This window comes from Aminobacter sp. NyZ550 (assembly GCF_025628925.2).
Lineage (GTDB): Bacteria > Pseudomonadota > Alphaproteobacteria > Rhizobiales > Rhizobiaceae > Aminobacter > Aminobacter ciceronei.
The window spans coordinates 3,643,961-3,665,500 of the sequence record NZ_CP114190.1; the positions used below are offsets into that span (position 1 = coordinate 3,643,961).

Here is a 21,540-nt window from a genome sequence, read left to right on the forward strand (position 1 = left end):
CGGCTGCTCCGGCATCGCGCCCCTGGCGATGCCGGTCCCTATCCCAGGCGCACGGCATCTCAAGCCGCCTGTTCGGCCAACTTCGCCAGTTGCGTCATGATGACGGCCGAGCCGGCCAGGCGCTTTTCAGGGTTCGGCCAGTCGCGGGCGAACACCACCGAGTGATCCGGCCTGATCTTGGCCAGCGTACCCTGCTCGGCGATGTACCGCACCAGACCCGCCGGGTTGGCAAACTCCTTCTTGCGGAACTGCACCACCACGCCCTTCGGCCCGGCATCCAGCTTTTCGACATTGGCCTTGCGGCACAAAGCCTTGATGAAGACGATCTTGAGCAGGTGCTTGACCTCCTCCGGCAACGGCCCGAAGCGGTCGATGAGCTCGGCGCCAAAACCGTCGATCTCCTCGGTGTTTTCGAGATCGCCAAGTCGACGGTAGAGCGCCAGTCTGAGCTGCAGGTCGGGCACATAGCCTTCCGGGATCATGACAGCCGTGCCGACAGCGATCAGCGGCGACCAGCCGGTGTCGATCGCCTCGCCGCTGCCGCGCAGCTCGGCCACTGCCTCTTCCAGCATCTGCTGGTAGAGCTCGAAGCCGACTTCCTTGATGTGGCCCGACTGCTCCTCGCCGAGGAGGTTGCCGGCGCCACGGATGTCGAGGTCGTGGCTGGCGAGCTGGAAGCCGGCGCCCAGAGTATCGAGCGACTGCAGCACCTTGAGCCTGCGGTCGGCGGTGGCAGTCAGCGTCCGGTTGGCGGGCAGCGTGAACAACGCATAGGCGCGCACCTTAGAGCGCCCGACGCGCCCACGCAGCTGATAGAGCTGCGCCAAGCCGAACATGTCGGCGCGGTGCACGATCAGCGTGTTTGCGGTCGGAATGTCTAGGCCCGATTCGACGATGGTCGTCGACAGCAGCACGTCGTACTGGCCGTCATAGAAGGCGTTCATGATGTCGTCGAGCTCGCCTGGCGGCATCTGGCCATGCGCCACCGCCACCTTCAATTCAGGCACCGATTCCTGCAGGAACTGATGAATTTCGGCGAGATCGGCGATGCGCGGCACGACATAGAAGCTGTGGCCGCCGCGATAGCGCTCGCGCAGCAGCGTCTCGCGGATGACCAATGGGTCGAAGGGCGAGATGAAACTGCGCACCGCCATGCGGTCAACCGGCGGCGTGGCGATCAGCGACAACTCGCGCACACCGGTCAGCGCCAGCTGCAGCGTGCGCGGGATCGGCGTCGCCGACAACGTCAGCACGTGCACGTCGCTCTTCAGCTCCTTGAGCCGCTCCTTGTGCTTGACGCCGAAATGCTGCTCCTCGTCGATGATCAGCAGGCCGAGGTTCTTGAACTGTATCGACGAGCCGAGCAGTGCATGTGTGCCGACGACGATGTCGACAGTACCGTCTGATATGCCTTGCTTGGTCTCGGCAAGTTCCTTGCTGCCGACGAGCCTGGAGGCCTGCCGCACCTTGACCGGCAGGCCGGCGAAACGCTGCGAGAAGGTCTTGAAATGTTGGCGCGACAACAAGGTCGTCGGCACCACGACCGCCACCTGGAAACCTTCCATCGCGGCAATAAAGGCCGCGCGGAGGGCAACCTCGGTTTTTCCAAAGCCGACGTCGCCGCAGATCAGGCGGTCCATCGGCTTGCCGGCACCCAGGTCCTCCATCACTGAATCGATGGCGCTCTGCTGGTCGTCGGTCTCCTCATAGGGGAACCGCGCCGCGAATTCGCCATAGACGCCATCAGGCGGGTTCATCGCGGGTGCTTCGCGCATATGCCGTTCGGCGGCAAGCTTGATCAGTTGCCCGGCCATCTCCAGCAGGCGCCGCTTGAGCTTGGCCTTGCGCGACTGCCAGGCGCCGCCGCCGAGCTTGTCGAGCTGGGCCTCGGCTGAGTCCGAGCCATAGCGCGACAGAAGCTCGATGTTTTCGACCGGCAGGAACAGCCGGCCGTCCGAGGCGTAGTGGATTTCGAGGCAGTCATGTGGCGCACCGGCCGCCTCGATTGTCTTGAGGCCGACAAAGCGGCCGATGCCGTGGTCGGCGTGGACGACGATGTCGCCCGACGACAGCGACGCTGCCTCGGCGATGAAGTCGGCAGCGCGCTTGCGCCTCTTCGAGCGCCGGATCAGCCGGTCGCCGAGAATGTCTTGCTCGGCAACGACGACGAGGTCACCTGACTCGAAGCCGGCCTCGATCGGCAGCACCGCGAGGCCCGCTTCGCCCGGCTTCAGCGCCTCGACCTCGGCCATGTTCGCCACACGCTTGAGGTTGCCGAGCTCGTGCTCGTCGAGGATCTGCGTCAGCCGGTCGAGCGAGCCTTCGGTCCAGCCGGCGACAACGACGCGGCGCTTGGCCGCCCGCTGGTCGGCGATGTGCCGGGCCACCACGTCGAAGACGTTGGCGTTCGGGTCGGCGCGCTCCTCGGCAAAGCTGCGGCCGGCATGCGAACCGGCATGCAGCACCTTGCGTCCGCTCGAAAACGGCGTGTCGAACGGCGTAAGCTCAGCATTGACCTGGTCGGCGAGCGCGGTGAACACCTCTTCGGGCGACAGATACATCTGATCTGGCGCCACAGGCTTGTAGGGCACGGCATCTTTGAGCCCCTTGCCCTCGCCCTGCTTGCGGCGGGCCTCGTAGTGATCAAGGATCAGCGCATGGCGCTCGCCCAAAGCCTCGCGCGCCAGATGGTCGAACACCACAGGCGCGTCGGGCAGGTAGTCAAAGATCGTTTCGAGATGCGAATAATAGAACGGCAGCCAGTGCTCCATGCCGGCAAAGCGCCTGCCTTCGCTGACCGCGGCGTACAGAGCATCGTCGCGCGACGGCGCGCCAAAGGCTTCGATGTAACTGCGGCGGAACTTGCTGATCGTCTCCGGCGTCAGCGCCACCTCGCTCATCGCCTGCAGTACCACCTGATTGCGGCTGCCCGTCGTGCGCTGGCTGGCGACGTCGAAGGCACGGATCGTCTCCAGCGTGTCACCGAAGAAGTCGAGGCGCAGCGCATCGGCGGCACCCGGCGCATATAGGTCGAGGATGCCGCCACGCACGGCGAATTCACCGACGCCGCGCACCGTCGGCACGCGCTCGAAGCCAGCCCGTTCGAGCCGCGCCACCAGTTGGTTCATCTCGACCTGGTTGCCCGGCTTGGCGCGGAATTCCTGCGCTTCGAGCGCAGCCGACGGCGGCATGCGCTGCAGAAGCGCATTGGCCGTCGTCAGCACGATCGCCCGATGCGGCTCTTTCCTCAATGCGATTATCGCCGCCAGCGCATCGAGCCGGCGCGCTGCCGTATCCGACCCCGGCGACACGCGGTCGTAGGGCAGGCAGTCCCAGGCCGGCAGTTCGAGCACCGGCAGGTCGGGCGCGACGAAAGCCAGCGCTTCGACGATCTGCGGCAGCCGCTGTCCGTCGCGCGCGACAAACAGCAGCGGCTTGTCAGGCGCCGTCTCGGCGGCGGCGATGGCGAGCGCGAAGGCCTCATAGCCGTCGGCGACGCCGTCGACGATGAACTGTCCGGCGCGACCCTTGGGCAGGCCGATTGCTTTGGTCAGGCTCATGATTTCACTCAGGCTGTGAACGCGCCGCGCGACGCCACGATCTGGCGATAGACGTCATGGTCGACAGCTTCAGGCACCGGGTGCTCGCCGATGATCCAGGACAGCAGCTCCTTGTCGGTGATGTCGAGCAGCACCTCGTAGAGGTCGAGCTCCGCATCGCTCAGCCTGTCGATATTGGCGTCGGCGAAACTGCCGAGGATCAGGTCCATCTCGCGCATGCCGCGATGCCAGGAGCGGAACAAAAGCTTGCGCCTGCGCGTATCAAGCCCTTCGCTCGAGCGTGTCGATCCGGTCATGTCAGCAATCCTCTGATGTCGAGGCGCATATAGCGTGGATAGCCGGCCATGTCAGCCTTTGCCCGGGCTGCAGCAGCGCATAAGCTGACACGATGCGTCCATCCCTTCTCGATCCCCTGTTCTCCCCCATCACTTCGCTCACCGGCATCGGACCTAAGGTTGCCGTGCTGATCGAAAAGGTCGTGCCTGCCGATCTCGGCGACCGGTCCGCCCGCGTCGGCGACCTCGCTTTCATATTGCCCAACAGCGTCATCGACCGCCGCAACCGACCTGGTATCGCGCTCGCCGCGGAAGGTGCCATCGTCACGCTGGAGGTCCGCATCGACCGCCACCAGCCGGCGCCGCGCGGCAACCGCTCGGCGCCCTACCGCGTCTTTGCGCATGACGACACAGGTGAGATCACGCTGACCTTCTTCCATGCGCATGCCGCCTATCTCGAAAAGGCGATGCCCGAGGGCGAGAAAGTCATCGTCTCGGGCCGCATGGAGTGGTTCAACGGCCGCCCCTCCATGGTTCATCCTGACCACATCGCGCTTGCCAGCGAGGCCGACAAGCTGCCGCTGGTCGAACCTGTCTATCCGCTGACGGCGGGCCTGTCGGCCAAGGTGCTGCGCCGCGCCATCGGCCAGTCGCTCGAACGGGTGCCTGAGATGCCTGAGTGGCTCGACGGCGATGTCATACGCCGGCAGAGTTTTTCCGCTTTCGCGGCGTCGCTGCAACGCGTCCACAATCCTGCTGATCCGATCGACGCCTCGCCCGAAAATGCCGCCTGGCGCCGCCTCGCCTATGACGAGTTGCTTGCCGGCCAGGTGTCGCTCGCCCTCGTCCGCGCCCGCGTGCGCAAGCTGCATGGCCGGCCACTGACTGGCGACGGCCGCCTCGTCAACGCACTCCGCGCGGCACTGCCTTATCAACTGACCGGCTCGCAACAGGCCGCCCTGGAAGAGATCGATGCCGACCTCGCCAAACCCGAACGCATGCTGCGCCTGCTTCAGGGCGACGTCGGCTCGGGCAAGACGGTGGTCGCACTTCTGGCCATGGCTCGAGCCGTCGAGGCGGGAGGCCAGGCGGCACTGATGGCGCCGACGGAAATCCTTGCCCGCCAGCATGTGGCGACAATCGCGCCCTTGGCCGAACGAGTCGGCATGCGCGTGGCGATCCTGACCGGCCGCGAAAAGGGCCGCGACCGCGCCCAGACGCTGGCGGGGCTCGAAAGCGGCGAGATCGACATCGTTATCGGCACCCACGCCTTGTTCCAGGATACAGTCACCTTCCGCGACATGGCGCTGGCCGTCATCGATGAGCAGCACCGCTTCGGCGTGCACCAGCGCCTTGCCATGAACGCCAAGGGCCAGGCGCCCGACATGCTGGTCATGACCGCGACGCCGATCCCACGCACGCTGGTGCTCACCGCCTTCGGCGACATGGATGTGTCGCGCCTGACCGAAAAGCCGGCCGGCCGACAGCCGATCCGCACTGTCACCATGCCGCTCGAGCGCTTGGAGGAACTCGTCGGCCGCATGCGCGACGCCGTCGCCGAAGGCCAGAAGGTCTATTGGATCTGCCCGCTGGTCGAGGAATCCGAAGAGATCAAGCTGATGTCTGCCGAGGATCGTTTCGCCTCGCTGCAGCCGGTCTTCGGCCAACGTATCGGCCTCGTTCATGGCCGGATGAAGGGCGCGGAGAAGGACGAGGCCATGCGCGCGTTCAAGGAGGGCGAAACGCGTGTGCTGATCGCCACCACCGTCATCGAGGTCGGCGTCGACGTGCCCGACGCCACCATCATCGTCATCGAGCACGCCGAGCGCTTCGGCCTCGCCCAGTTGCACCAGCTGCGCGGTCGCGTCGGCCGCGGTTTGAAACCATCTTCCTGCGTGCTGCTCTACAAGGATCCGCTTGGCGAAACCGCCAAGCGCCGGCTGTCGGTCATGCGTGAAACCGAGGACGGCTTCCTCATCGCAGAGGAAGACCTCAAACTGCGCGGCGAAGGCGAGTTGCTGGGCACGCGCCAGTCCGGCACGCCGGGCTTTCAGATCGCGCGCATCGAAGCGCACGCCGACCTCCTGGAAATCGCCCGCGACGACGCGCGCCTGATCCTTGCTCGTGATCCAGAGCTCGTGTCGCCACGCGGGGAAGCGTTGCGCCTGCTGCTTTACGTGTTCGGCAGGGACGAGGCCGTGCGCTTGCTGAGGGCCGGCTGAGGCAGCGCGCCGGCAGGAGGGTTGCCGATGGGCCCTTCGATCGCCTTGCTCTTGGCTGCTGCGCCCGGCGCCGGTTCTGGCACCACAAGGCCAGCCGAGACGATCAGCTTGGCGCCGTCCTCGATGCTCATGTCGAGCAGCACGACCTCGGAGCGATGCACATACATCAGGAATCCGGTGGTCGGATTGGGCGTGCACGGCATGAACACCGCAATCAGCGGGTCGCCTTCCTTGTCGAGCTTGTCGTTGATCTCCGTCCGCTTTTCATTGCCGACAAAAACGATCGACCAGACACCCTTGCGCGGATATTCGACCATGCCGACGGTCCGGAACATGTCGCTCTTATTCGACAGCGCGGTCTCGAACAGCTGCTTCAGCGTCTTGTACAGGCCGCGCACCAGCGGGGTCCTGTTCAGGAGCCGCTCGCCGAATCCGACGATGGCGCGTCCGATGAAGTTGGCCGTCAGGAAACCGATCAGCGTGATCATCACCAGGGCGACGATCAGGCCGAAACCCGGCACCCGAATCGACAGATAGGTATCGGGATTGTAGCTCGCCGGAATATACGGCTTTACCCAGGAGTCGGCCCAGCCGATGAACGACCAGACGATATAGATGGTCAGCACCAGCGGCGCGCAGACGATGAAACCGGTGAGGAAATAGTTCCTCAGCCGCGTCATCCCAGAAGTCTTGTGGCCATCCGACATCGTTCACCGCCGCACCGTTTGCAGCGCAACATTAGTCAAGCGCGCGACGCTTTGGAACACAGATCTTGGTAGGGGGTGTCGGCCCTACTCCACTGTCACCGACTTTGCCAGGTTGCGCGGCTGGTCGACGTCGGTGCCCATGAACACGGCCGTGAAATAGGCCAGCATCTGGATCGGCAGGGCATAGATGATCGGCGCGATGAACTCCGGCACGTCGGGCAAGACGATGGTCTCGAGTGTCTTCACCGTCGCCTGCGCGGCACCCTTCTGGTCGGTGATCAGGATGATCTTGCCGCCGCGGGCCGCCACTTCCTGCATGTTCGACACGGTCTTTTCAAAGATGCGGTCATGTGGAGCGATGACGATGACAGGCATGTTCTCATCGATCAGTGCGATCGGGCCGTGCTTGAGCTCGCCGGCGGCATAACCCTCGGCATGAATGTAGGAGATTTCCTTGAGCTTGAGCGCGCCTTCCATGGCGAGCGGGAAATTGGTGTCGCGGCCGAGATAGAGCACGTGCTTGTAGGAAGCCAGCTCACGCGAAACCTTCTCTATCTGCTTGTCGAGCTTGAGCACCTGGGCAGCATAGCGCGGCGTCTCCGACAGGCTGCGCACCAGCGCCTTTTCTTCTTCCGCCGTAATCGTCCCGCGTTGCGAGGCGGCCCGTATGGTCAACGCCGCCAGCACCGAAAGTTGGCAGGTGAAGGCCTTGGTCGAGGCAACACCGATCTCGGGGCCGGCAAGCGTCGGCATCACGACGTCGGATTCGCGCGCCATCGTCGATTCGCGTACATTGACGATCGCGCCGATCGGCACGCCTTCCTTACGGCAGTAGCGCAGCGACGCCAGCGTGTCGGCGGTTTCACCCGACTGCGAGACGAAGAACGCAGCACTCTTCTTCGAGATCGGCATCTCGCGGTAGCGGAACTCCGAGGCGACATCGATGTCGACCGGCAGCCGTGCGTGGCGCTCGAACCAGTACTTGCCGACGAGCCCGGCAAGATAGGCCGTACCGCAGGCCGAAACCGCGAGGCGGTCGATGTCGGCGAAGTTGAACGGCAAGTCGAGCGGCTTCGACGTCCCTTGCGTGAAGTCGAGATAGTGCGCCAGCGTGTGCGAGATCACCTCCGGCTGCTCATGGATTTCCTTTTCCATGAAATGGCGGTGATTGCCCTTGTCGACGAGATAGCTTGTGCCGACCGACTGGCGCCGCTGGCGCTCCACCGGCACACGATCCATCGTGTAGATCTGGAATTCGTTGCGGCGCACCACCGCCCAGTCGCCGTCTTCAAGGTAAGTGACCGAGTTGGTGAAGGGCGCAAGCGCAATCGCATCCGAGCCCAAGAACATCTCGCCCTCGCCATGGCCGACAGCCAGCGGTGGCCCATTGCGGGCGCCGACGATCAGGTCCTCGTCGCCCTTGAACATGATGGCGAGCGCGAAGGCGCCGTTGAGGCGCTTCAGCGCCGCATGCGCTGCATCGATAGGCTTGGTGCCACGCGCCAGTTCACGCGCAATCAGATGCGCCACGACCTCCGTGTCGGTCTGCGACGTGAACTCATAGCCATCGGCCATGAGTTCCTGACGCAGCTCGGCAAAATTCTCGATGATGCCATTGTGGACGATCGCCACGCCGTTGGAAAAATGCGGGTGCGCATTGGTCTCGTTCGGCACGCCGTGCGTTGCCCAGCGCGTATGGCCGATGCCGATATTGCCATCCAGCGGCTCGGCCTTGAGCCGGCGCTCGAGATTGACAAGCTTGCCCTCGGCGCGGCGGCGCGCCAGTTCGCCATTCTCAATCGTGGCGACACCGGCGGAATCATAACCGCGGTATTCCAGCCGCTTCAGCGCATCCACGATCAGCGGCGCAACCGGCGTCTGGCCGACGATACCAACGATTCCGCACATGATTTTGCCCCGTCCAATCCCTCAAAACCCTGTCGGCCTTTTAGGCAGCAGAGCAGCCAAGCGGAAGTCACATTCCGTTTCGCAACGTATCAGCCGCCCGACCGGGCAGGACCATCCATGGCACGGCAGGATTGAAATGCCGTTACTTTGCACCCGCCTTTTTCGCAGCGGCGGCAGAGGCGAAGCGTTCGCGCAATTCCTTGCCCTTGCCCGGCAAGGTCTTCTGGCGCGCCCGACCAAAGGCCAGTGCATCCCCGGGCACTTCCTCTGTTATGACGCTGCCCGAGGCGACATAGGCGCCGGCCCCGATGACAATCGGCGCCACCAGCGACGAGTTCGAGCCGATGAATGCGCCCTCGCCGATATCGGTGAAGAACTTCGAGTAGCCGTCATAATTGCAGGTGATCGTGCCCGCGCCGATGTTGGCGCCGACGCCGACGCGCGCATCGCCTATATAGGTCAGGTGGTTGATCTTGGCGCCCTTCTCGACCGTCGCCTTCTTGACCTCGCAGAAATTGCCGACCTTGGCTTTCTCATGCAGCTCCGCACCCGGGCGCAGCCGGGCATATGGCCCGACCTCGGCACGGGGGCCGACATCGGCGCCTTCGAGATGGCTGAACGCATGGATGACGGCGCCGTCGGCAACCTTCACGTCAGGACCGAACCAGACGTTCGGCTCGACCAGCACGTCGGCGCCGATCTCCGTATCATGCGAAAAATAGACGGTTTCGGGCGCAATCAGCGTCGCACCGTCGAGCATGGCCTGCCGGCGGCGGCGCTTTTGCCAGATCGCCTCGGCTTCGGCGAGTTCCGCCCGGTTGTTGATGCCAAGCACGCTTTCGAAGCTCGCCTCGGTGGCAACAACCATGAGACTGGCCTTGTCGGCGATCTCGACGATGTCGGTAAGGTAGAACTCGCCCTTGGCGTTTGAATTGCCGACTTGATCGAGCAGCCTCAGCGCATCCTTGCCCGCAATTGCCATCAGCCCGGCATTGCAGAATCCGATCTTGCGTTCTTCGTCGGTGCAATCCTTGTCCTCGCGAATGGCGACCAGGCGCCCATCCTTTTCCAACAGGCGGCCATAACCTGCCGGGTTCGGCGGCCGGAAGCCGATGACGACCACGGCAGCCCCCTCGGCAAGCTTCTGACGCGCCAAGGCAAGCGAATCGGCCTCGACCAGCGGCGTGTCGCCGAACATTACCAGAATGTCGTCATGGCCCTTGGCGATCGCCGCCCGTGCCGCCAGCACCGCATGAGCCGTACCCAACCGCTCAGCCTGGACGAATGCATCCGCCTTCGGCGCGAACGCCTCCGCTGCCTTCTTCACCGCGTCGCCGCCATGCCCCACCACCAGCGCGACTGCGTCGGCGCCTGCGCCCTCGGCGGCCCTGGCGACATGCGCCACCATCGGCAGATTGGCAATCTGGTGCAGCACCTTGGGTGTCGCGCTCTTCATCCGAGTGCCCTCGCCGGCGGCAAGGATGATCGACAGGCAGGTTCTCGAGGTCATGGCGTCGTCCGGATTGGCAAGAAGCGGCGGGATTCGCCCGCCTTTCTAGCATTGCTGGCAATCGCCTCCAATGCACAGGCTATCTGGACGTTTTTGGAGCTAGCCGAGCTGGCCGAGCACCGGAAAGCGCTCCAGCAACCAGTAGGATGCGGTTTGCACGCCACCGGTCAGGAACAGCACGCCTGCAACCACCAGAAGCGCACCGATGGCCTTTTCGACCTTGCCGAGATGGACGCGGAACTTCTGCAGGAACCGCATGAAAGCGCCCGAAAACAGCGCCGCGATCAGGAACGGAATGCCAAGGCCGAGCGAATAGACAGCCAGCAGGGCAGCGCCCTCTCCCACCGTCTCGCGGCCGCCGGCCAGCGTCAGGATCGGCCCCAGCACCGGTCCGATGCACGGCGTCCAGCCAAAGGCAAAGGCTAGGCCCATCAGATAGGCGGCGAGATTGCTCGCCGGCTTGCCTTGCGACTGGAAGCGCGCCTCGCGCGAAAACAGCGGAATGCGCAGGATGCCGAGGAAATTGAGGCCCATCAGGATGATCAGCACGCCAGCCGCCATCGCCAGCGGTTCCTGCCAGGTTCGCAACAGCTGCCCGATCGTCGAGGCGCCAGCACCCAGCGCCACGAAGACGGTGGAAAAACCGAGCACGAAGCAGGCCGACGCGGTCAAAAGCGCGCCGCGGGCGCGGGAAACGGTTGCGGCCCCGCCCTCGGCCCGGAAGTCGTCGACCGAAACGCCCGCCATGTAGCAGAGGTAAGGCGGCACCAGCGGCAGCACGCAAGGCGACAGGAACGACAGGGCGCCCGCCCCCAATGCGCTGAGATAACCGACGTCCAATGCCATTCAATGCCGCTCCACAATGTGCAGGGCCGCTATAGCGGCAGCGGCAATCAGGTACCAATCACCATTTTGTGGCAAACGGGCCGGTTGCTTCCGGCCCGGTGCAGTTTTCTTCGGCGTTCCTGCGCCGTGCATTGCCGATAGCCACTCTATTCGGGGTTCGGCGCAACAGGTGCCGAACATGTTCGCGGCGTGACCAGCCCGAGATTGCTCGAAGCCAGACCTATTCGTGGATCGTGTATTCGCCGAGTTCGCAGAGGTTCTGCTTGTCCTCGGTGGTGTCGAGGTCGGAGCCTTCCTCGAATTCGAAGCGCATGTCGTATTCGCAAACGCTGCGGCCATCGGCGATGGTGATCTGCATGCTTTCGCCTGCGCCCAGCGTGTCGCGGCCGAAGATGTCGTCTTCCCACTGGTCAACGCCAACCGGCGAGGCGTAGAAATTCGTCAGCACCGATTTCGTGCCGTTCTTGAGCGTGAAGACAAGGTCTTCTGCCTGTGCGACGGCGGGAATGACGGAAGTTGCGAAAACGGAAGCAACGGCGAGTTTCAAAAGAATACGCATCTATCAAATGTCCAAAACGATAAGCCCGATATTGGGCCCCCGATGTCTAGCAGCGCTGCCGGATGCCAGCAATATCACCAAGAGGTAATATTACGCGCGTGAGGGGTTGCCAGGAAATGCCGAGCGAGTTGAGTTGCAGGGTCGAGAGCCAATTGCCGGTCGCCATTCGACAGCCTGTTTGCAATGATGTTTTTCCGGTTGACCCGCCGGGACACTCTCCCTATGTTCCGCCGCAATTTCGGGGTCGCCATACGGCCTCCGGGAGCGCGTAGCTCAGCCGGTAGAGCAACTGACTTTTAATCAGTAGGTCCAGGGTTCGAATCCCTGCGCGCTCACCAACAACATAATCAAAATCAGTAACTTATAATGCGAACCTACTGATTGATAGGCATTCAGTTCGCTTTGGGTACGCTATGGGTTCTGCTTGTAAGGCGGCATTGGGCCGCGTTTATCGGCCACGTCTGAGATGCCTATTAGGGTCGTTCCAACCGCCTTCGCCAGGATTCGCCGTGACGGCCCACGCACCGGCTATTGACGAGCGGCCTCGCTAATAGGATCGCCGAAGGATCCAAGCAGAGCCAACAACTGCTCTGGCTCCAGGTACGTATACTGCCAGTCTGTTACGCTCATCAAATACGAGGCCTTGGCCCGGCACTGCTCTAAGCTAGTGCACCGGTGCGCCAACAACGCCAAGAGTGCTTTAGTCTCATCATCACTGGCGCGCTGGTATTCGGCTACTGCCGCGCTCCAACCGAATGCGCTTTGCCTCTCCTTTTCTTCGGCTGTTAGCTTTTCCAACGCGGCGACGTCGGCTGAGAGCTTGGCATGCAGCGCGAGTTGGGCTTCTTCTGCTAGGCGGGGCTCTATCCTTGCAAGCACTCCAATTTTGCGAATTTGCGTATCGTATTCTTCTTTCATACGCTTCTCACAATTAGAGAAAGCTTCGTCCATATCCTCGCTGACATACAGCGACAACGCGCCTCCAATGGATAGCGGTGCGAGATGCTCTTTGCGGTTGGCCGCAAAGTATGCCTCCTTCAAGTCGCCCTCCCTATCGATAGCCGCTTCGAATGCAGCCGAGGCTGCTTTGTGAGCCCCGACAAGTGCCGACAGGTCCCCCTCACTGGCTGAGGGATCCACATTTTCTGCCCAACGCCAATCAACTTCACCGAACAAGATTGTTGTTCGTTTTGGGCCGCCCTCTTTCTCGTTTGCTGGTGGGTACACGATTGCCATCACTTCCCCGTCGTCGCAATCTCGCAGTGTATCCTGGAGTTCGCGCGCGAGACGGCGGGCTTTGACCCAGGCGGGTTCAGTGGTGCTATTCACTGCTTTTGCTGCGTTTCGTGCGATCATGCCGCTCATCTCGACGATGAGCGGTCGCATATCGTCAGCCGTCATAAGATTGAGCGTCTCCAGCAGATCCGACACCATCGTGTTCGGATGGAATTCATCAGCGTGAATTTTGCGAGCGGCGGCGACCATTTTTGATAACTCCCTTTTAACGAAAACCGTGTACAAAAAACGATAGTCTCGAAAGTCTTCTACTGTCAACGGTTTTCGTTTGTGTTAAACGAATTAGGAGAATTGGAACGAAAATGTCGATGCCGCTTACCCCTCCCCAATCCCGTGCAGCGCGAGGCCTATTGGATTGGTCACAGACCAGGCTGGCCGAGGCTTCGAACCTTAGCGAGAGCACTATTCGCGACTTCGAAAAAGGGCGACGAATACCCACAGTCAACAACTTGGCAGCGGTGAAAATAGCGCTTGAGCAAGCGGGAGTTGAATTCATCCCCGAGAATGGCGGGGGACCAGGCGTGCGCCTTAGGGATCGAGAATGACCGCCAATACCCCACGCGAGCGGATGACCGACAAGCGCCGGCAGCACATCTTTTCGGAGAACTGCACCGGCCACAACGTCGCGCCCTGCTGCCTCTGCAGCCGGCCGATCCACCGTCATAACGACCGCTGGATCGTTGAACACAAGCGGGCGCTTGCCCTGCTCGGCAAGGACGTCAACACCAACTGCGGGCCGGCACACTACGACTGCGCCCAGGTGAAGACCCACACCGAGGACTTGCCCAGGATCAGGAAGGCGAAGCGTCAGCAGGCTATGCATGAAGGCACCAAGGAGATTTCCCGCCGCTTCGCACGACCGGCCGGCGTGGTCTACGACTGGCAGAAGAGGCGATATGTGCGAGAAAATGCGCCTCAGCAATGAGTGGCAAGTTACTCGCTCTAAACTATAGGCAGTCGGTCGACAGCCTTGACCCCGGGCCATTTTCTGGCACGTTCGCCAAGAACGGGAGGGATGCCCGATGCATGCATTAATCGTGTTGTTCAAAGTCGTGATGATCGGTGCTGGTGCGATAGTTGCATTGGGCGCGGCTGTAGCCGGCATGTTTGCGTGGTCCAGCAGCCGTGCGGTCGAGGCCCACAGCAGGTGTGAAATGCGCATAATGGAGCATAAGATCGAGCAGGATCATGCCCGCGAGTACCGGCGCATCTGCATGAAATCCGAAGGTTATCTGATAGATAGCTATTGCTTCGCGCAAGGGTATTCGATTGCCTCGTGTTTTGTGCCGCGCTGGGTCTGGTGGATCGACAAGGTAGATTTCTGAGCCAAACAGCAATAAGCCCCGCCACCCTTCGGCAGCGGCGGCAAGTCAATAGTCAATTCTTGCGATAGCGAAGCCCATCGGCATTCGGCAGTCTTTGTTTTCGAAAGGAGTGTCGAAGATGAAGCCTATCTCAAGCATCCTGGCCGAAGATGAGACGACAAGGTGGAAGCTGGTCTTCAATATGGACAAACGGCATGTCTACGTCGGGACTGGACGTCCACCCTACAAGCGATTGTCGATCGACGAATTGCTGGCGTCCGAGCCGAGGGACCCATTGCAACGACAGGCACGCGACAAGCTCATGTCGAAGATATTGGACGCCATTTGTATGCTAGGTTAGCGCAAATGACCAACCTCATCGACTTCGCCGACGAGCTCGAAGACGCAGCTAACCAGATCGCGGATATCAACCGTGCCGATCTCCAGATCATATTGCGTCGGTCTGCGATCTGGCTGCGCAACACTGAGGGGCTCGCCCTCGGCCATGATGTCGACGAGGCGGTGGCTGCGCTAGCAGCCGAACTGAGTATGACTAGGCACAACCTACTCCGCATCATGATCCGCGAATGGTTAGAAACTGGCGGGTATCTGCCGGTGCGGGCGCTTGAGGAAGACGGCGAAGTGGACGGGAGCGCTTGAATGAAACATCTAATTGCGTGGCTCGAAGGCGAGCTGAAGATCAGACGCGACCTGGTCGAACAGATCGAACGCAATGGCGTCGTGTTCCGCAGCCAAGAGCCGGGGAGGCCGATGCACGACATCACCGAAAAGACACTGATCGAGACCCGCAAATCAGTGGCAGACATCGAGGAGCAGCTTGCGCGGCTCCGAAACAAAGAATAGCCCCGCCACCTTTCGGCAGCGGGGTGAGGTCTGTGAAGCGCTGATCCATGTGTTCCACTGCCGATGACGTCCGGCAGAAACAGGAAGTAAGCCTGACTAAATGAACTCAGGCAGCCGATCCAATTCCATGAAGTCGCGGTGAGAGCGGCGATAGAAGCGGCCCGTAACCTTCACTTCAGTCTGGCTTCTAAAGCGATTGTCGTTGACCAGAATATCGAAATCAGCGGCACCTATGTGGCAAGTAATCTGACGCCCCCCCGCATGCCTCACAACGAAGGTGTTGCTGTTCGCATTGGTAATCGTAATTTCCCCGTCGATGCTACGATGAGTGCCGGAAGCGACCTCATGCGCTCGACGAAGGCGGTTAGCCGTGGCCTCCTCAATCACGACCGACTGACGTTCACCGCCAATCTCGCCGTTGAACTCTACCTTGGAAAACTCGGTGCCATCGCCTGGCAGCAATCCGACAACCTGCCCGAGTATGCCGATATGCTCATCAGCGGTCGCGGTACTCAACTCCGCCACTCGCGCAAGACCGACAACGAGACCAATCTCCTTGAAGAACTCATCCTTCCTGTTTGCAAATCCCTCCCGAACGTGTCGCATATCAAGGTCGGGCTTCTTGAGGTGTCGCCTGATGTTACCCGGATGAAGTTCGGGTTTGTCGATCGTCAGGATCAACGAACCGAAAGCAGGTTCGTGTATGCGGAAGTCGAAGGTCGCACTCTTGGCCTTCTCTAGCCCCGGCGGGGCAAACATTCGGCGCGCTGCGTCATAGACGCCATCGACAAGCTTCTTGAACGTCTGAAATGACATGGTATCGCGCGTCAGATCTTGCCCCGAGAACCGCACCGAGAAGAATGCACTGATTTGCTCGAAAGTATCAGCCACCCATTCAACGCCTGGGATCAATCCCACACTTCTCTTAGGCAACAGCTCTTCGGGAATCTCGTCGGGCATGCACTCCCAATACTTTAAAACCTCGGTTGCGGTAGCCATCTCCACCATAAAGCATGGGCCACTCTGCATTGCGCCACGAAGCGACAGAACACCGCTATCAACCGCCTCGAGTACATGCGAATAGATCGAAGTCGCAAGATAGAGGTTGCGCCCCTGGACTTCCGACACTTTCAGAAAAAGCAGATCTGATAATCCCAACTTTGCAGTGAAAATCAGGGGCTCTTCGAACTCGTAGAGGACGCGCTCAGGATTGATAGGGCCTAGGTGCTTGGCGCTTTGATATGGCTTATCTGGCGTCCACATCACGTCCATTCCTCATTCGGCCTTAAAGCTACTTGGAACTTCGCGCATATGCCGTGCCCGAAGAATTTCCAGAAGGTATAATGTCGATCCTGCTTTTGGTTTGGCGTGTGCTTGATCACGCCGTCATTGTGGTCAACGTCTCCTGCTATGATGTATGTCTGTCTGAAATGAGGAATGAGGGAACGGGCGTGCTCGACACCCTCTTTGTCGATCCATACTGAGCAACCCCAATGCTCGCAATTCTCTCGATCGTATCGGCCCTTCTTCATTTCCACATGTGACAGAAAATGTTCTTCACAAATTGGAAGCTCATTCACCTGCCTGTATATTTTTGTGTTTGCTGGCTCGGCGTCACTTGGCGGACATTTGGCCGGAATATCTGGATTAAACAATACTTCCCCCTACCCTTGGCGAGCTCATAGCATCATTTGGCTCGACAATGAATAGGGGGCCTTCTGTTAAGTCCGAAGGCAAATGCCCCCTTTCGACAGCGGGGCAGCCAATAGTGAACAGTGGTCAGAGTGCCCGGAAACCTCCGGAAAGCATGAACGCCACGATGCCCGAGATAATGCCGCCGATGATCAGACGGACGATCCAGGTCAACGTGCCGTTGAGCCCGTCGATCTTCTTGTCGAGGTCAGTGAAGCGCTGATCCATGTGTTTCCACTGCTCATCCTTGCGGGCCTCGGCAATCTCCCGCTGGGTACGCCAGTGTTCCAGCGCCGTAACGCGGGCCCGGAGGTCAGCGTCGCTGTTATCCGTCGACGTCATGGCATCCTCCCGCATAGTTCCTCGCGCATTTTGAGAGCTGCCAGGTGCCTGGCTACTTCGGCTTCATTCATTGCGTCGTAGACCTCCTGCCGATAGCGGAGGTCGGGCCCCAGGCAGATGCTGCCTCGAGGCGTTGTGCATGCGGCCGCGCCGGTCAGGACGACGATCAGCAGCAGGTTACGGGTGATCAGGTCGAGCAGCCGGCGCTTCATGGCCTTGTCCTCTTAGTGAGCTCGGCGCGCACCTGATCGGCCGACATTGCGCCGACATCGGACTGCACGTCGTCGGCGATGTCCCTCGCCTTCTGCTCGGCCTTGGCTTGCTTCTCGCGCTCGAGGCGGGCACCCCGGCTGTTGCCCTTCAGGAACGCGACCAGCACAGCCAACAGGCCACCCATGATCGCCAGCAGCGTCGGGTTGGAGAGGACAGAAAGGACCAGTGCCGTCATCTCACTGATCCGCCGATTGGTTGGGGACCTGATAGACACCGCCGGCCACAAGAGCACCGACGATCAGATCGCGGACAATCGCGTCCAGACCAGGGATATCGACCTCGTAATGCCGAAGGCCGATGAGCGCACCGATACCGAACAGTGCGACGAAGAATTTCGAATACTTGCGCATGTCAGTGTTCCTTTCGAGAGAAGAGTGCGGCCAGCGCCTTGGCGATGAGTTGGAGGATGAAGTGCAGACCCTTCGCCGGTTCGGCGGGATGCTGCGCGGGCGCGGGTTTGGAAGGCGCGGGCATTGAGGGCTTTGACTTGACGCCCTCGCCGACGTTTGGCGCGGCCATCTTCAGGGCCTCGGAGCGGACGCCGGAGACGCGGGAGGTCCAGCCCCTGCCGAAGGTCGGCCAGGTCTTGAGGCTGCGCAGGAACTTCATGCGCTTGTCGCAGAGGTCGTTGATAACCGTCGCGCGCATCATGGCTCTGGTTGCGGCAAGAGTTGCCGGCCCGATCCGGCCGTCCTGCACGACACCGACGACGCCCTGCAGGTACTTGGCAGCCCTGCCCGGTCCGCTGTTCACGGCGAAGTCGAACACGGCATAGTCGATGCCGTCGGGAAGCTCGGCGCCATGCACCGCGTCCCAGTAGTAGCGGCGGTAGACAGTGGCCAACTGCGCGTCGGTGATCTTGCGCAGATCGTCCTTGGTTGCATCAGGCTTCACGTAGCGGCGGAAATTCGCCAGCGTCACCCCCTTCATGGTGGCGCCGCCGGGATCGGCCGGATGATCCGACCAGCCCCCTTCATGTTTCAGGACGAGCGAAAGCGCCCGCGGGAAATTGCGGTCCATGGTGATGCTCCATTGTGGGTGTCGCGTTGACCCGCCCCTGACGCAGAGTTATGCGGAGCGATCAGGATTGGACGGGGAAAGGTTAGATGAAGCGTATTCGATTGCTGGCGATCGCCGCCTTGATACTGATGCCGATTTCACCGGCCACAGCAGAAAGCAAGATCAAGCTGTTCGCTTGGGGGCAGAACGTCACCTATGACGATCATCGTCCCGTGGGAAACTCGGTCGAGGCAATCAGTTACGCCTATGAGTTAGGGTACGATGGCATCGAACTGGACACGCTAATATTGAATGATGGCACTCCGGTTCTGAGCCATGACGACAGCGTCAAGCTTGTTGATGGCACGAAACGGAAGATCACCAACCTTCCCGCCAAAGAAGTGACAGCGACAGTGATTGGTGCTTGGCAAGGTCGAGATGTTCGAGTGCCCACCCTGACCGATGCGCTGGCGGCCAATGGTGACAAAGGGATTGCGCTGCTAGATACCCGGGTCCACCAGTCACACTTGCCTGAGATGCAAAAGGCTATTGAGCGTTCAGGGATCAGCGAGGATCACCTCTCATTCTCAGTTTATGATATCGAGCAAGGCAATGCCTACAAAGCCGCGTACCCGCGCTCGCCTGTCGTCCTGAAGAAGTACGACTTCGCAGCGAACATCCCGCTCGGGACCCTCGACGTGATCGCATCCAGCGGTCTGGACGGGATAATGATCCAGTCCCCACTATCCGACGAGCCAGTCGATGAGTTTGTTGCGGCGGCTCACGCACGAAATCTGACCGTCACATTCTTCGTTCACGGCAGTTGGCCACGCCCAGACCCTGATCCGGCGCAGTCATTGCGTAATCTCGTGAACGCTGGTGCGGACGCGGCCCTAACCGTGCGAAGCGATTTTCTCGGCCAGAACTGATCTTAAAGATACTGACCATTGGTAGCGACACTCCCCGCAGCATTGCCTGGGAGGAACGTTGCCCCGCCGCCACCCGTGTCGATAAGCCCGCCCTTGTGGGACAAATAGCGCGTTCCTGTCGCAGAGCCTGAATAGGTAACGCTGGTAATCGAGATGACACCCGCTGCGGCACCAGCAAAATACGCGCTGAATGCTGGCGTGCCCGTCAGGGTGACGGTCGCCGATGTGACGGCGATGTTCCCGCTGGCAGGCGCATGAATGTGAGACACGGCTCCGCCGACGATCGAGTAGTTCCCCGAGTTGTAGATTTCGCCGTTGATGTTTGCCTCGATGTGCCCACCAGTCGATGTGCCGAAGCGGATATTGGCGAAACAGATCGTGCCGCCACGCGCGTAGAGACAAGCACCAGCGGCAGAGTTCCTCAGCTCCATATCTTGCACGCGGATCCTGGCGCCCCACTGCGCGATGAAGCAGTAGCCGCTTGAGGCGTTGATGACGACGTTTCCTGGCGTGCCAGAGTTACCTTTGATCGTCACCGCTGGGTCGGCGGTCGATCCGGGCACCGGCCCCCTAAATGTAGCGCCAACCGTGTACGTCCCGTCTCCAACCTGGATAGTGATGGTAAAGCCGTTGGCGTCCAGCCCCTGAGCGACTGTCGCAGCCTTTTGAATGGTTAGGAAGGCCGCACCGGCCGTATCAGCAAGCCCGGTATTGGCATCGTTGCCGTCAGTGCGGACATAATACGTTCGATGCGCTAATAGCTTTTCCCGGCTCGGCTTTAGATCCGTCATCGTGCCGTCGATGTTGACCTGAGTCCCAGTCGCCTCCTGCCCCAGAACGAGCTTGTTTCCAGAAGTCAGGTAGATGATGTTCAGGGTCAGCGTGCCAGCGCCGTTCATTGCACGGATTGATGCGCCGTTTGGGATCTTGATTGCGCCGTTGGAAAACGTTCCTCGGCTCAGATCCATGCCGACTTTTGCCGTGGCATCCGATGAGAAGGCCACGCCGTTGGTTGCGTCGACACTGTCCTGTGGAACGAAGAAACCGCACATGAACGCAGTGTTCGCTTCCTGCCAAGGATTGACCAAGAACGCCACATCTGGGTTGTTAGTCCCGAAATTGGACGTCGCGAGGAAGGCCGCCGAGAAACTCGACTTGCTGAAACTTTCGTTGAACGGGGCATCCACACCGGAGTTCTGGATGACATCGCCTTCGACGCCAACCATAGTGTCGTAAAGAATGCCCAGAGAGCACGCGACCGCGAAGACGCCGCCAGTTGCAACACCGTTGACGCTGCCAGTGGCCAGCACGGCGCCGCCACGGATACCTTCGATAAAGGTCGTGTTGCCTGCCGATCCCGCATAGTCGATTGCATAGCCGTAGACCCCGGTCGCCGACGTATTCGCGTCATCAGTGCGCTTCTCGGCCATGTAATACGCAGTAGGATTGAGGCCAGAACCGGAAGCCCCCGAAATCTTCTTTGCCCCAACAACAGGAGCTCGACGGGTGTCCGGTGTTCCCGTCGAGCCTCGCACCAAGCTGAAATATGTGTCTGCCAATGCCGGGTTATAGTCTGGCCCGGAGAGCTGAGCGCGGGCGACTGTGGCATCACCATCAGGGTCAAAGCCCTTCACCGATGATGCTGCGGCCTCGGCCGCAGCCTGCGCAGCCAGAACAGCGGACGAAAGCTCGCTGAGCGGGAAGATCACTTCAAAGCGCGAGCCGGTGAAGAACAGCACTGTCTGCCTTCCGGTCGTGAACTCGGTTGAGCCGAGGTCGGAGCCGTCACCATATTTTGCGGCGTAGGTACCAACACCGGAGACAGTGATCGTCGTCGCGGCGCTGTTGTCGGCCGAGGGCGTCATCAGGTAAAGCCGATCCGCCTGGAACCCTACCGGCTGGGAAACCACGACAGCGTTGCCCGTGCCGCCGGTCACGGTGAGCTTGTCGACGGCGGCGCGGCCGAACAGCCTGCCATAGGTCATCGGCACCCAGGACGCCCCGGTCGCGTCCCATTCCTTCAGGACAGCAGGATCGAAATTCTTGTCGAGCCAGAGCTTGTCTGTTGCCGGCGCGACGATGCCGTCAACCATGTTGCTGAAGACCCCGGCAGCGCGCAGTGCAGACAGCACCAGGTCTGACACGCGGACGTATTTTCCCGTCTCACTGGTCAGGGTGGTGCCGGTGAGGAAGAAGCCCCAATGCAGCGAGTTGTCAAATTCTGTGGCCATGATTTATCCTCAACGGAAAGCGG

The 21,540-nt window shown here is 61.0% G+C and carries 22 protein-coding genes and 1 tRNA gene; 8 read left to right on the forward strand and 15 right to left on the reverse strand.

Annotated features, from left to right (window positions below):
- Positions 1–59 precede the first annotated feature (59 nt).
- A complete protein-coding gene (gene mfd / locus N7E70_RS18085) occupies positions 60–3,560 on the reverse strand; it encodes a transcription-repair coupling factor (protein WP_263007200.1) in 3,501 nt (1,166 codons plus the stop codon).
- Positions 3,561–3,568: 8 nt separating this feature from the next.
- A complete protein-coding gene (locus N7E70_RS18090) occupies positions 3,569–3,856 on the reverse strand; it encodes an FAD assembly factor SdhE (RefSeq protein WP_182574191.1) in 288 nt (95 codons plus the stop codon).
- A 92-nt stretch (positions 3,857–3,948) separates the two neighbouring features.
- On the opposite strand from N7E70_RS18090, the gene recG reads away from it, so the two are divergent.
- Positions 3,949–6,057, forward strand: coding sequence for an ATP-dependent DNA helicase RecG (recG, locus tag N7E70_RS18095; RefSeq protein WP_263007201.1), 2,109 nt, complete (start codon positions 3,949–3,951; stop codon positions 6,055–6,057).
- On the opposite strand, the gene N7E70_RS18100 is transcribed toward recG, so the two are convergent.
- The 5 genes from N7E70_RS18100 to N7E70_RS18120 form a co-directional block, all read right to left on the reverse strand.
- The gene (locus N7E70_RS18100; protein ID WP_067962205.1) at positions 6,009–6,764 is read right to left on the reverse strand and encodes a DUF502 domain-containing protein; all 756 of its coding nucleotides are present in this window, start codon (positions 6,762–6,764) and stop codon (positions 6,009–6,011) included. The two genes, recG and N7E70_RS18100, sit on opposite strands and share 49 nt — an antisense overlap.
- Before the next feature lie 84 nt (positions 6,765–6,848).
- A complete protein-coding gene (gene glmS, locus N7E70_RS18105) occupies positions 6,849–8,672 on the reverse strand; it encodes a glutamine--fructose-6-phosphate transaminase (isomerizing) (protein ID WP_263007202.1) in 1,824 nt (607 codons plus the stop codon).
- 142 nt (positions 8,673–8,814) lie between these two features.
- The gene (glmU, locus tag N7E70_RS18110) at positions 8,815–10,182 is read right to left on the reverse strand and encodes a bifunctional UDP-N-acetylglucosamine diphosphorylase/glucosamine-1-phosphate N-acetyltransferase GlmU (RefSeq protein WP_067962210.1); all 1,368 of its coding nucleotides are present in this window, start codon (positions 10,180–10,182) and stop codon (positions 8,815–8,817) included.
- Positions 10,183–10,281: 99 nt separating this feature from the next.
- Positions 10,282–11,028, reverse strand: a complete 747-nt coding sequence (locus tag N7E70_RS18115; protein WP_067962212.1) for a cytochrome c biogenesis CcdA family protein — start codon at positions 11,026–11,028, stop codon at positions 10,282–10,284.
- Between the two features lie 220 nt (positions 11,029–11,248).
- Positions 11,249–11,587 carry a hypothetical protein gene (locus N7E70_RS18120; protein WP_067962214.1) on the reverse strand — a complete coding sequence of 113 codons (339 nt, stop codon included), beginning with the start codon at positions 11,585–11,587 and terminating at the stop codon, positions 11,249–11,251.
- Positions 11,588–11,849: 262 nt separating this feature from the next.
- Here N7E70_RS18120 and N7E70_RS18125 point away from each other — a divergent pair.
- Positions 11,850–11,925 (forward strand) — tRNA-Lys (locus N7E70_RS18125).
- Between the two features lie 190 nt (positions 11,926–12,115).
- On the opposite strand, the gene N7E70_RS18130 is transcribed toward N7E70_RS18125, so the two are convergent.
- On the reverse strand, positions 12,116–13,141 hold the full coding sequence (locus N7E70_RS18130) for a hypothetical protein (protein WP_263007203.1): 1,026 nt from the start codon (positions 13,139–13,141) through the stop codon (positions 12,116–12,118).
- A gap of 50 nt (positions 13,142–13,191) precedes the next feature.
- Between N7E70_RS18130 and N7E70_RS18135 the strand changes: the two genes are divergently transcribed.
- From N7E70_RS18135 to N7E70_RS18155, 5 genes are all read left to right on the forward strand, one after another.
- Positions 13,192–13,428: a helix-turn-helix domain-containing protein gene (locus N7E70_RS18135; protein ID WP_263007330.1), complete on the forward strand. Its 237-nt coding sequence runs from the start codon at positions 13,192–13,194 to the stop codon at positions 13,426–13,428.
- Positions 13,425–13,808: a hypothetical protein gene (locus N7E70_RS18140; RefSeq protein ID WP_263007204.1), complete on the forward strand. Its 384-nt coding sequence runs from the start codon at positions 13,425–13,427 to the stop codon at positions 13,806–13,808. The genes N7E70_RS18135 and N7E70_RS18140 overlap by 4 nt, the downstream gene beginning before the upstream one ends.
- A gap of 97 nt (positions 13,809–13,905) precedes the next feature.
- Positions 13,906–14,208: a hypothetical protein gene (locus N7E70_RS18145; RefSeq protein ID WP_263007205.1), complete on the forward strand. Its 303-nt coding sequence runs from the start codon at positions 13,906–13,908 to the stop codon at positions 14,206–14,208.
- A gap of 345 nt (positions 14,209–14,553) precedes the next feature.
- The gene (locus N7E70_RS18150) at positions 14,554–14,847 is read left to right on the forward strand and encodes a ribbon-helix-helix protein, CopG family (protein WP_263007206.1); all 294 of its coding nucleotides are present in this window, start codon (positions 14,554–14,556) and stop codon (positions 14,845–14,847) included.
- On the forward strand, positions 14,848–15,051 hold the full coding sequence (locus N7E70_RS18155; protein WP_263007207.1) for a hypothetical protein: 204 nt from the start codon (positions 14,848–14,850) through the stop codon (positions 15,049–15,051).
- A 96-nt stretch (positions 15,052–15,147) separates the two neighbouring features.
- Here N7E70_RS18155 and N7E70_RS18160 read toward each other — a convergent pair whose 3' ends face one another.
- The 6 genes from N7E70_RS18160 to N7E70_RS18185 all read right to left on the reverse strand — a co-directional run bounded on the left by N7E70_RS18160 (position 15,148) and on the right by N7E70_RS18185 (position 18,378).
- Positions 15,148–16,323, reverse strand: coding sequence for a hypothetical protein (locus tag N7E70_RS18160; RefSeq protein ID WP_263007208.1), 1,176 nt, complete (start codon positions 16,321–16,323; stop codon positions 15,148–15,150).
- A gap of 507 nt (positions 16,324–16,830) precedes the next feature.
- Positions 16,831–17,085, reverse strand: coding sequence for a hypothetical protein (locus tag N7E70_RS18165; RefSeq protein ID WP_263007209.1), 255 nt, complete (start codon positions 17,083–17,085; stop codon positions 16,831–16,833).
- On the reverse strand, positions 17,082–17,297 hold the full coding sequence (locus N7E70_RS18170) for a hypothetical protein (RefSeq protein WP_263007210.1): 216 nt from the start codon (positions 17,295–17,297) through the stop codon (positions 17,082–17,084). The genes N7E70_RS18165 and N7E70_RS18170 overlap by 4 nt, the downstream gene beginning before the upstream one ends.
- Positions 17,294–17,533, reverse strand: a complete 240-nt coding sequence (locus N7E70_RS18175) for a hypothetical protein (RefSeq protein WP_263007211.1) — start codon at positions 17,531–17,533, stop codon at positions 17,294–17,296. Before N7E70_RS18175 ends, N7E70_RS18170 begins: the two co-directional genes overlap by 4 nt.
- Before the next feature lies 1 nt (position 17,534).
- On the reverse strand, positions 17,535–17,708 hold the full coding sequence (locus N7E70_RS18180; RefSeq protein WP_263007212.1) for a hypothetical protein: 174 nt from the start codon (positions 17,706–17,708) through the stop codon (positions 17,535–17,537).
- Between the two features lies 1 nt (position 17,709).
- Positions 17,710–18,378, reverse strand: a complete 669-nt coding sequence (locus N7E70_RS18185; protein WP_263007213.1) for a glycoside hydrolase family 108 protein — start codon at positions 18,376–18,378, stop codon at positions 17,710–17,712.
- Between the two features lie 86 nt (positions 18,379–18,464).
- Here N7E70_RS18185 and N7E70_RS18190 point away from each other — a divergent pair, with 86 nt between their 5' ends.
- Positions 18,465–19,286: a glycerophosphodiester phosphodiesterase gene (locus N7E70_RS18190; RefSeq protein WP_263007214.1), complete on the forward strand. Its 822-nt coding sequence runs from the start codon at positions 18,465–18,467 to the stop codon at positions 19,284–19,286.
- Positions 19,287–19,288: 2 nt separating this feature from the next.
- Here the strand turns inward: N7E70_RS18190 and N7E70_RS18195 are convergent, their stop codons facing one another.
- Positions 19,289–21,517 carry a hypothetical protein gene (locus N7E70_RS18195; protein WP_263007215.1) on the reverse strand — a complete coding sequence of 743 codons (2,229 nt, stop codon included), beginning with the start codon at positions 21,515–21,517 and terminating at the stop codon, positions 19,289–19,291.
- Positions 21,518–21,540 lie beyond the last annotated feature (23 nt).

Bases quoted from the DNA above. Each gene is read 5' to 3' on its own strand.
- N7E70_RS18160 (WP_263007208.1), bottom strand. From the start codon at position 16,323: ATGGACGTGATGTGGACGCCAGATAAGCCATATCAAAGCGCCAAGCAC.
- N7E70_RS18090 (WP_182574191.1), bottom strand. From the start codon at position 3,856: ATGACCGGATCGACACGCTCGAGCGAAGGGCTTGATACGCGCAGGCGC.
- N7E70_RS18140 (WP_263007204.1), top strand. From the start codon at position 13,425: ATGACCGCCAATACCCCACGCGAGCGGATGACCGACAAGCGCCGGCAG.
- N7E70_RS18175 (WP_263007211.1), bottom strand. From the start codon at position 17,533: ATGACGGCACTGGTCCTTTCTGTCCTCTCCAACCCGACGCTGCTGGCG.
- glmS (WP_263007202.1), bottom strand. From the start codon at position 8,672: ATGTGCGGAATCGTTGGTATCGTCGGCCAGACGCCGGTTGCGCCGCTG.
- N7E70_RS18185 (WP_263007213.1), bottom strand. From the start codon at position 18,378: ATGGACCGCAATTTCCCGCGGGCGCTTTCGCTCGTCCTGAAACATGAA.
- N7E70_RS18145 (WP_263007205.1), top strand. From the start codon at position 13,906: ATGCATGCATTAATCGTGTTGTTCAAAGTCGTGATGATCGGTGCTGGT.
- mfd (WP_263007200.1), bottom strand. From the start codon at position 3,560: ATGAGCCTGACCAAAGCAATCGGCCTGCCCAAGGGTCGCGCCGGACAG.
- N7E70_RS18100 (WP_067962205.1), bottom strand. From the start codon at position 6,764: ATGTCGGATGGCCACAAGACTTCTGGGATGACGCGGCTGAGGAACTAT.
- N7E70_RS18165 (WP_263007209.1), bottom strand. From the start codon at position 17,085: ATGACGTCGACGGATAACAGCGACGCTGACCTCCGGGCCCGCGTTACG.
- N7E70_RS18150 (WP_263007206.1), top strand. From the start codon at position 14,554: ATGACCAACCTCATCGACTTCGCCGACGAGCTCGAAGACGCAGCTAAC.
- recG (WP_263007201.1), top strand. From the start codon at position 3,949: ATGCGTCCATCCCTTCTCGATCCCCTGTTCTCCCCCATCACTTCGCTC.
- N7E70_RS18180 (WP_263007212.1), bottom strand. From the start codon at position 17,708: ATGCGCAAGTATTCGAAATTCTTCGTCGCACTGTTCGGTATCGGTGCG.
- N7E70_RS18115 (WP_067962212.1), bottom strand. From the start codon at position 11,028: ATGGCATTGGACGTCGGTTATCTCAGCGCATTGGGGGCGGGCGCCCTG.
- N7E70_RS18170 (WP_263007210.1), bottom strand. From the start codon at position 17,297: ATGAAGCGCCGGCTGCTCGACCTGATCACCCGTAACCTGCTGCTGATC.
- glmU (WP_067962210.1), bottom strand. From the start codon at position 10,182: ATGACCTCGAGAACCTGCCTGTCGATCATCCTTGCCGCCGGCGAGGGC.
- N7E70_RS18190 (WP_263007214.1), top strand. From the start codon at position 18,465: ATGAAGCGTATTCGATTGCTGGCGATCGCCGCCTTGATACTGATGCCG.
- N7E70_RS18135 (WP_263007330.1), top strand. From the start codon at position 13,192: ATGCCGCTTACCCCTCCCCAATCCCGTGCAGCGCGAGGCCTATTGGAT.
- N7E70_RS18120 (WP_067962214.1), bottom strand. From the start codon at position 11,587: ATGCGTATTCTTTTGAAACTCGCCGTTGCTTCCGTTTTCGCAACTTCC.
- N7E70_RS18195 (WP_263007215.1), bottom strand. From the start codon at position 21,517: ATGGCCACAGAATTTGACAACTCGCTGCATTGGGGCTTCTTCCTCACC.
- N7E70_RS18155 (WP_263007207.1), top strand. From the start codon at position 14,848: ATGAAACATCTAATTGCGTGGCTCGAAGGCGAGCTGAAGATCAGACGC.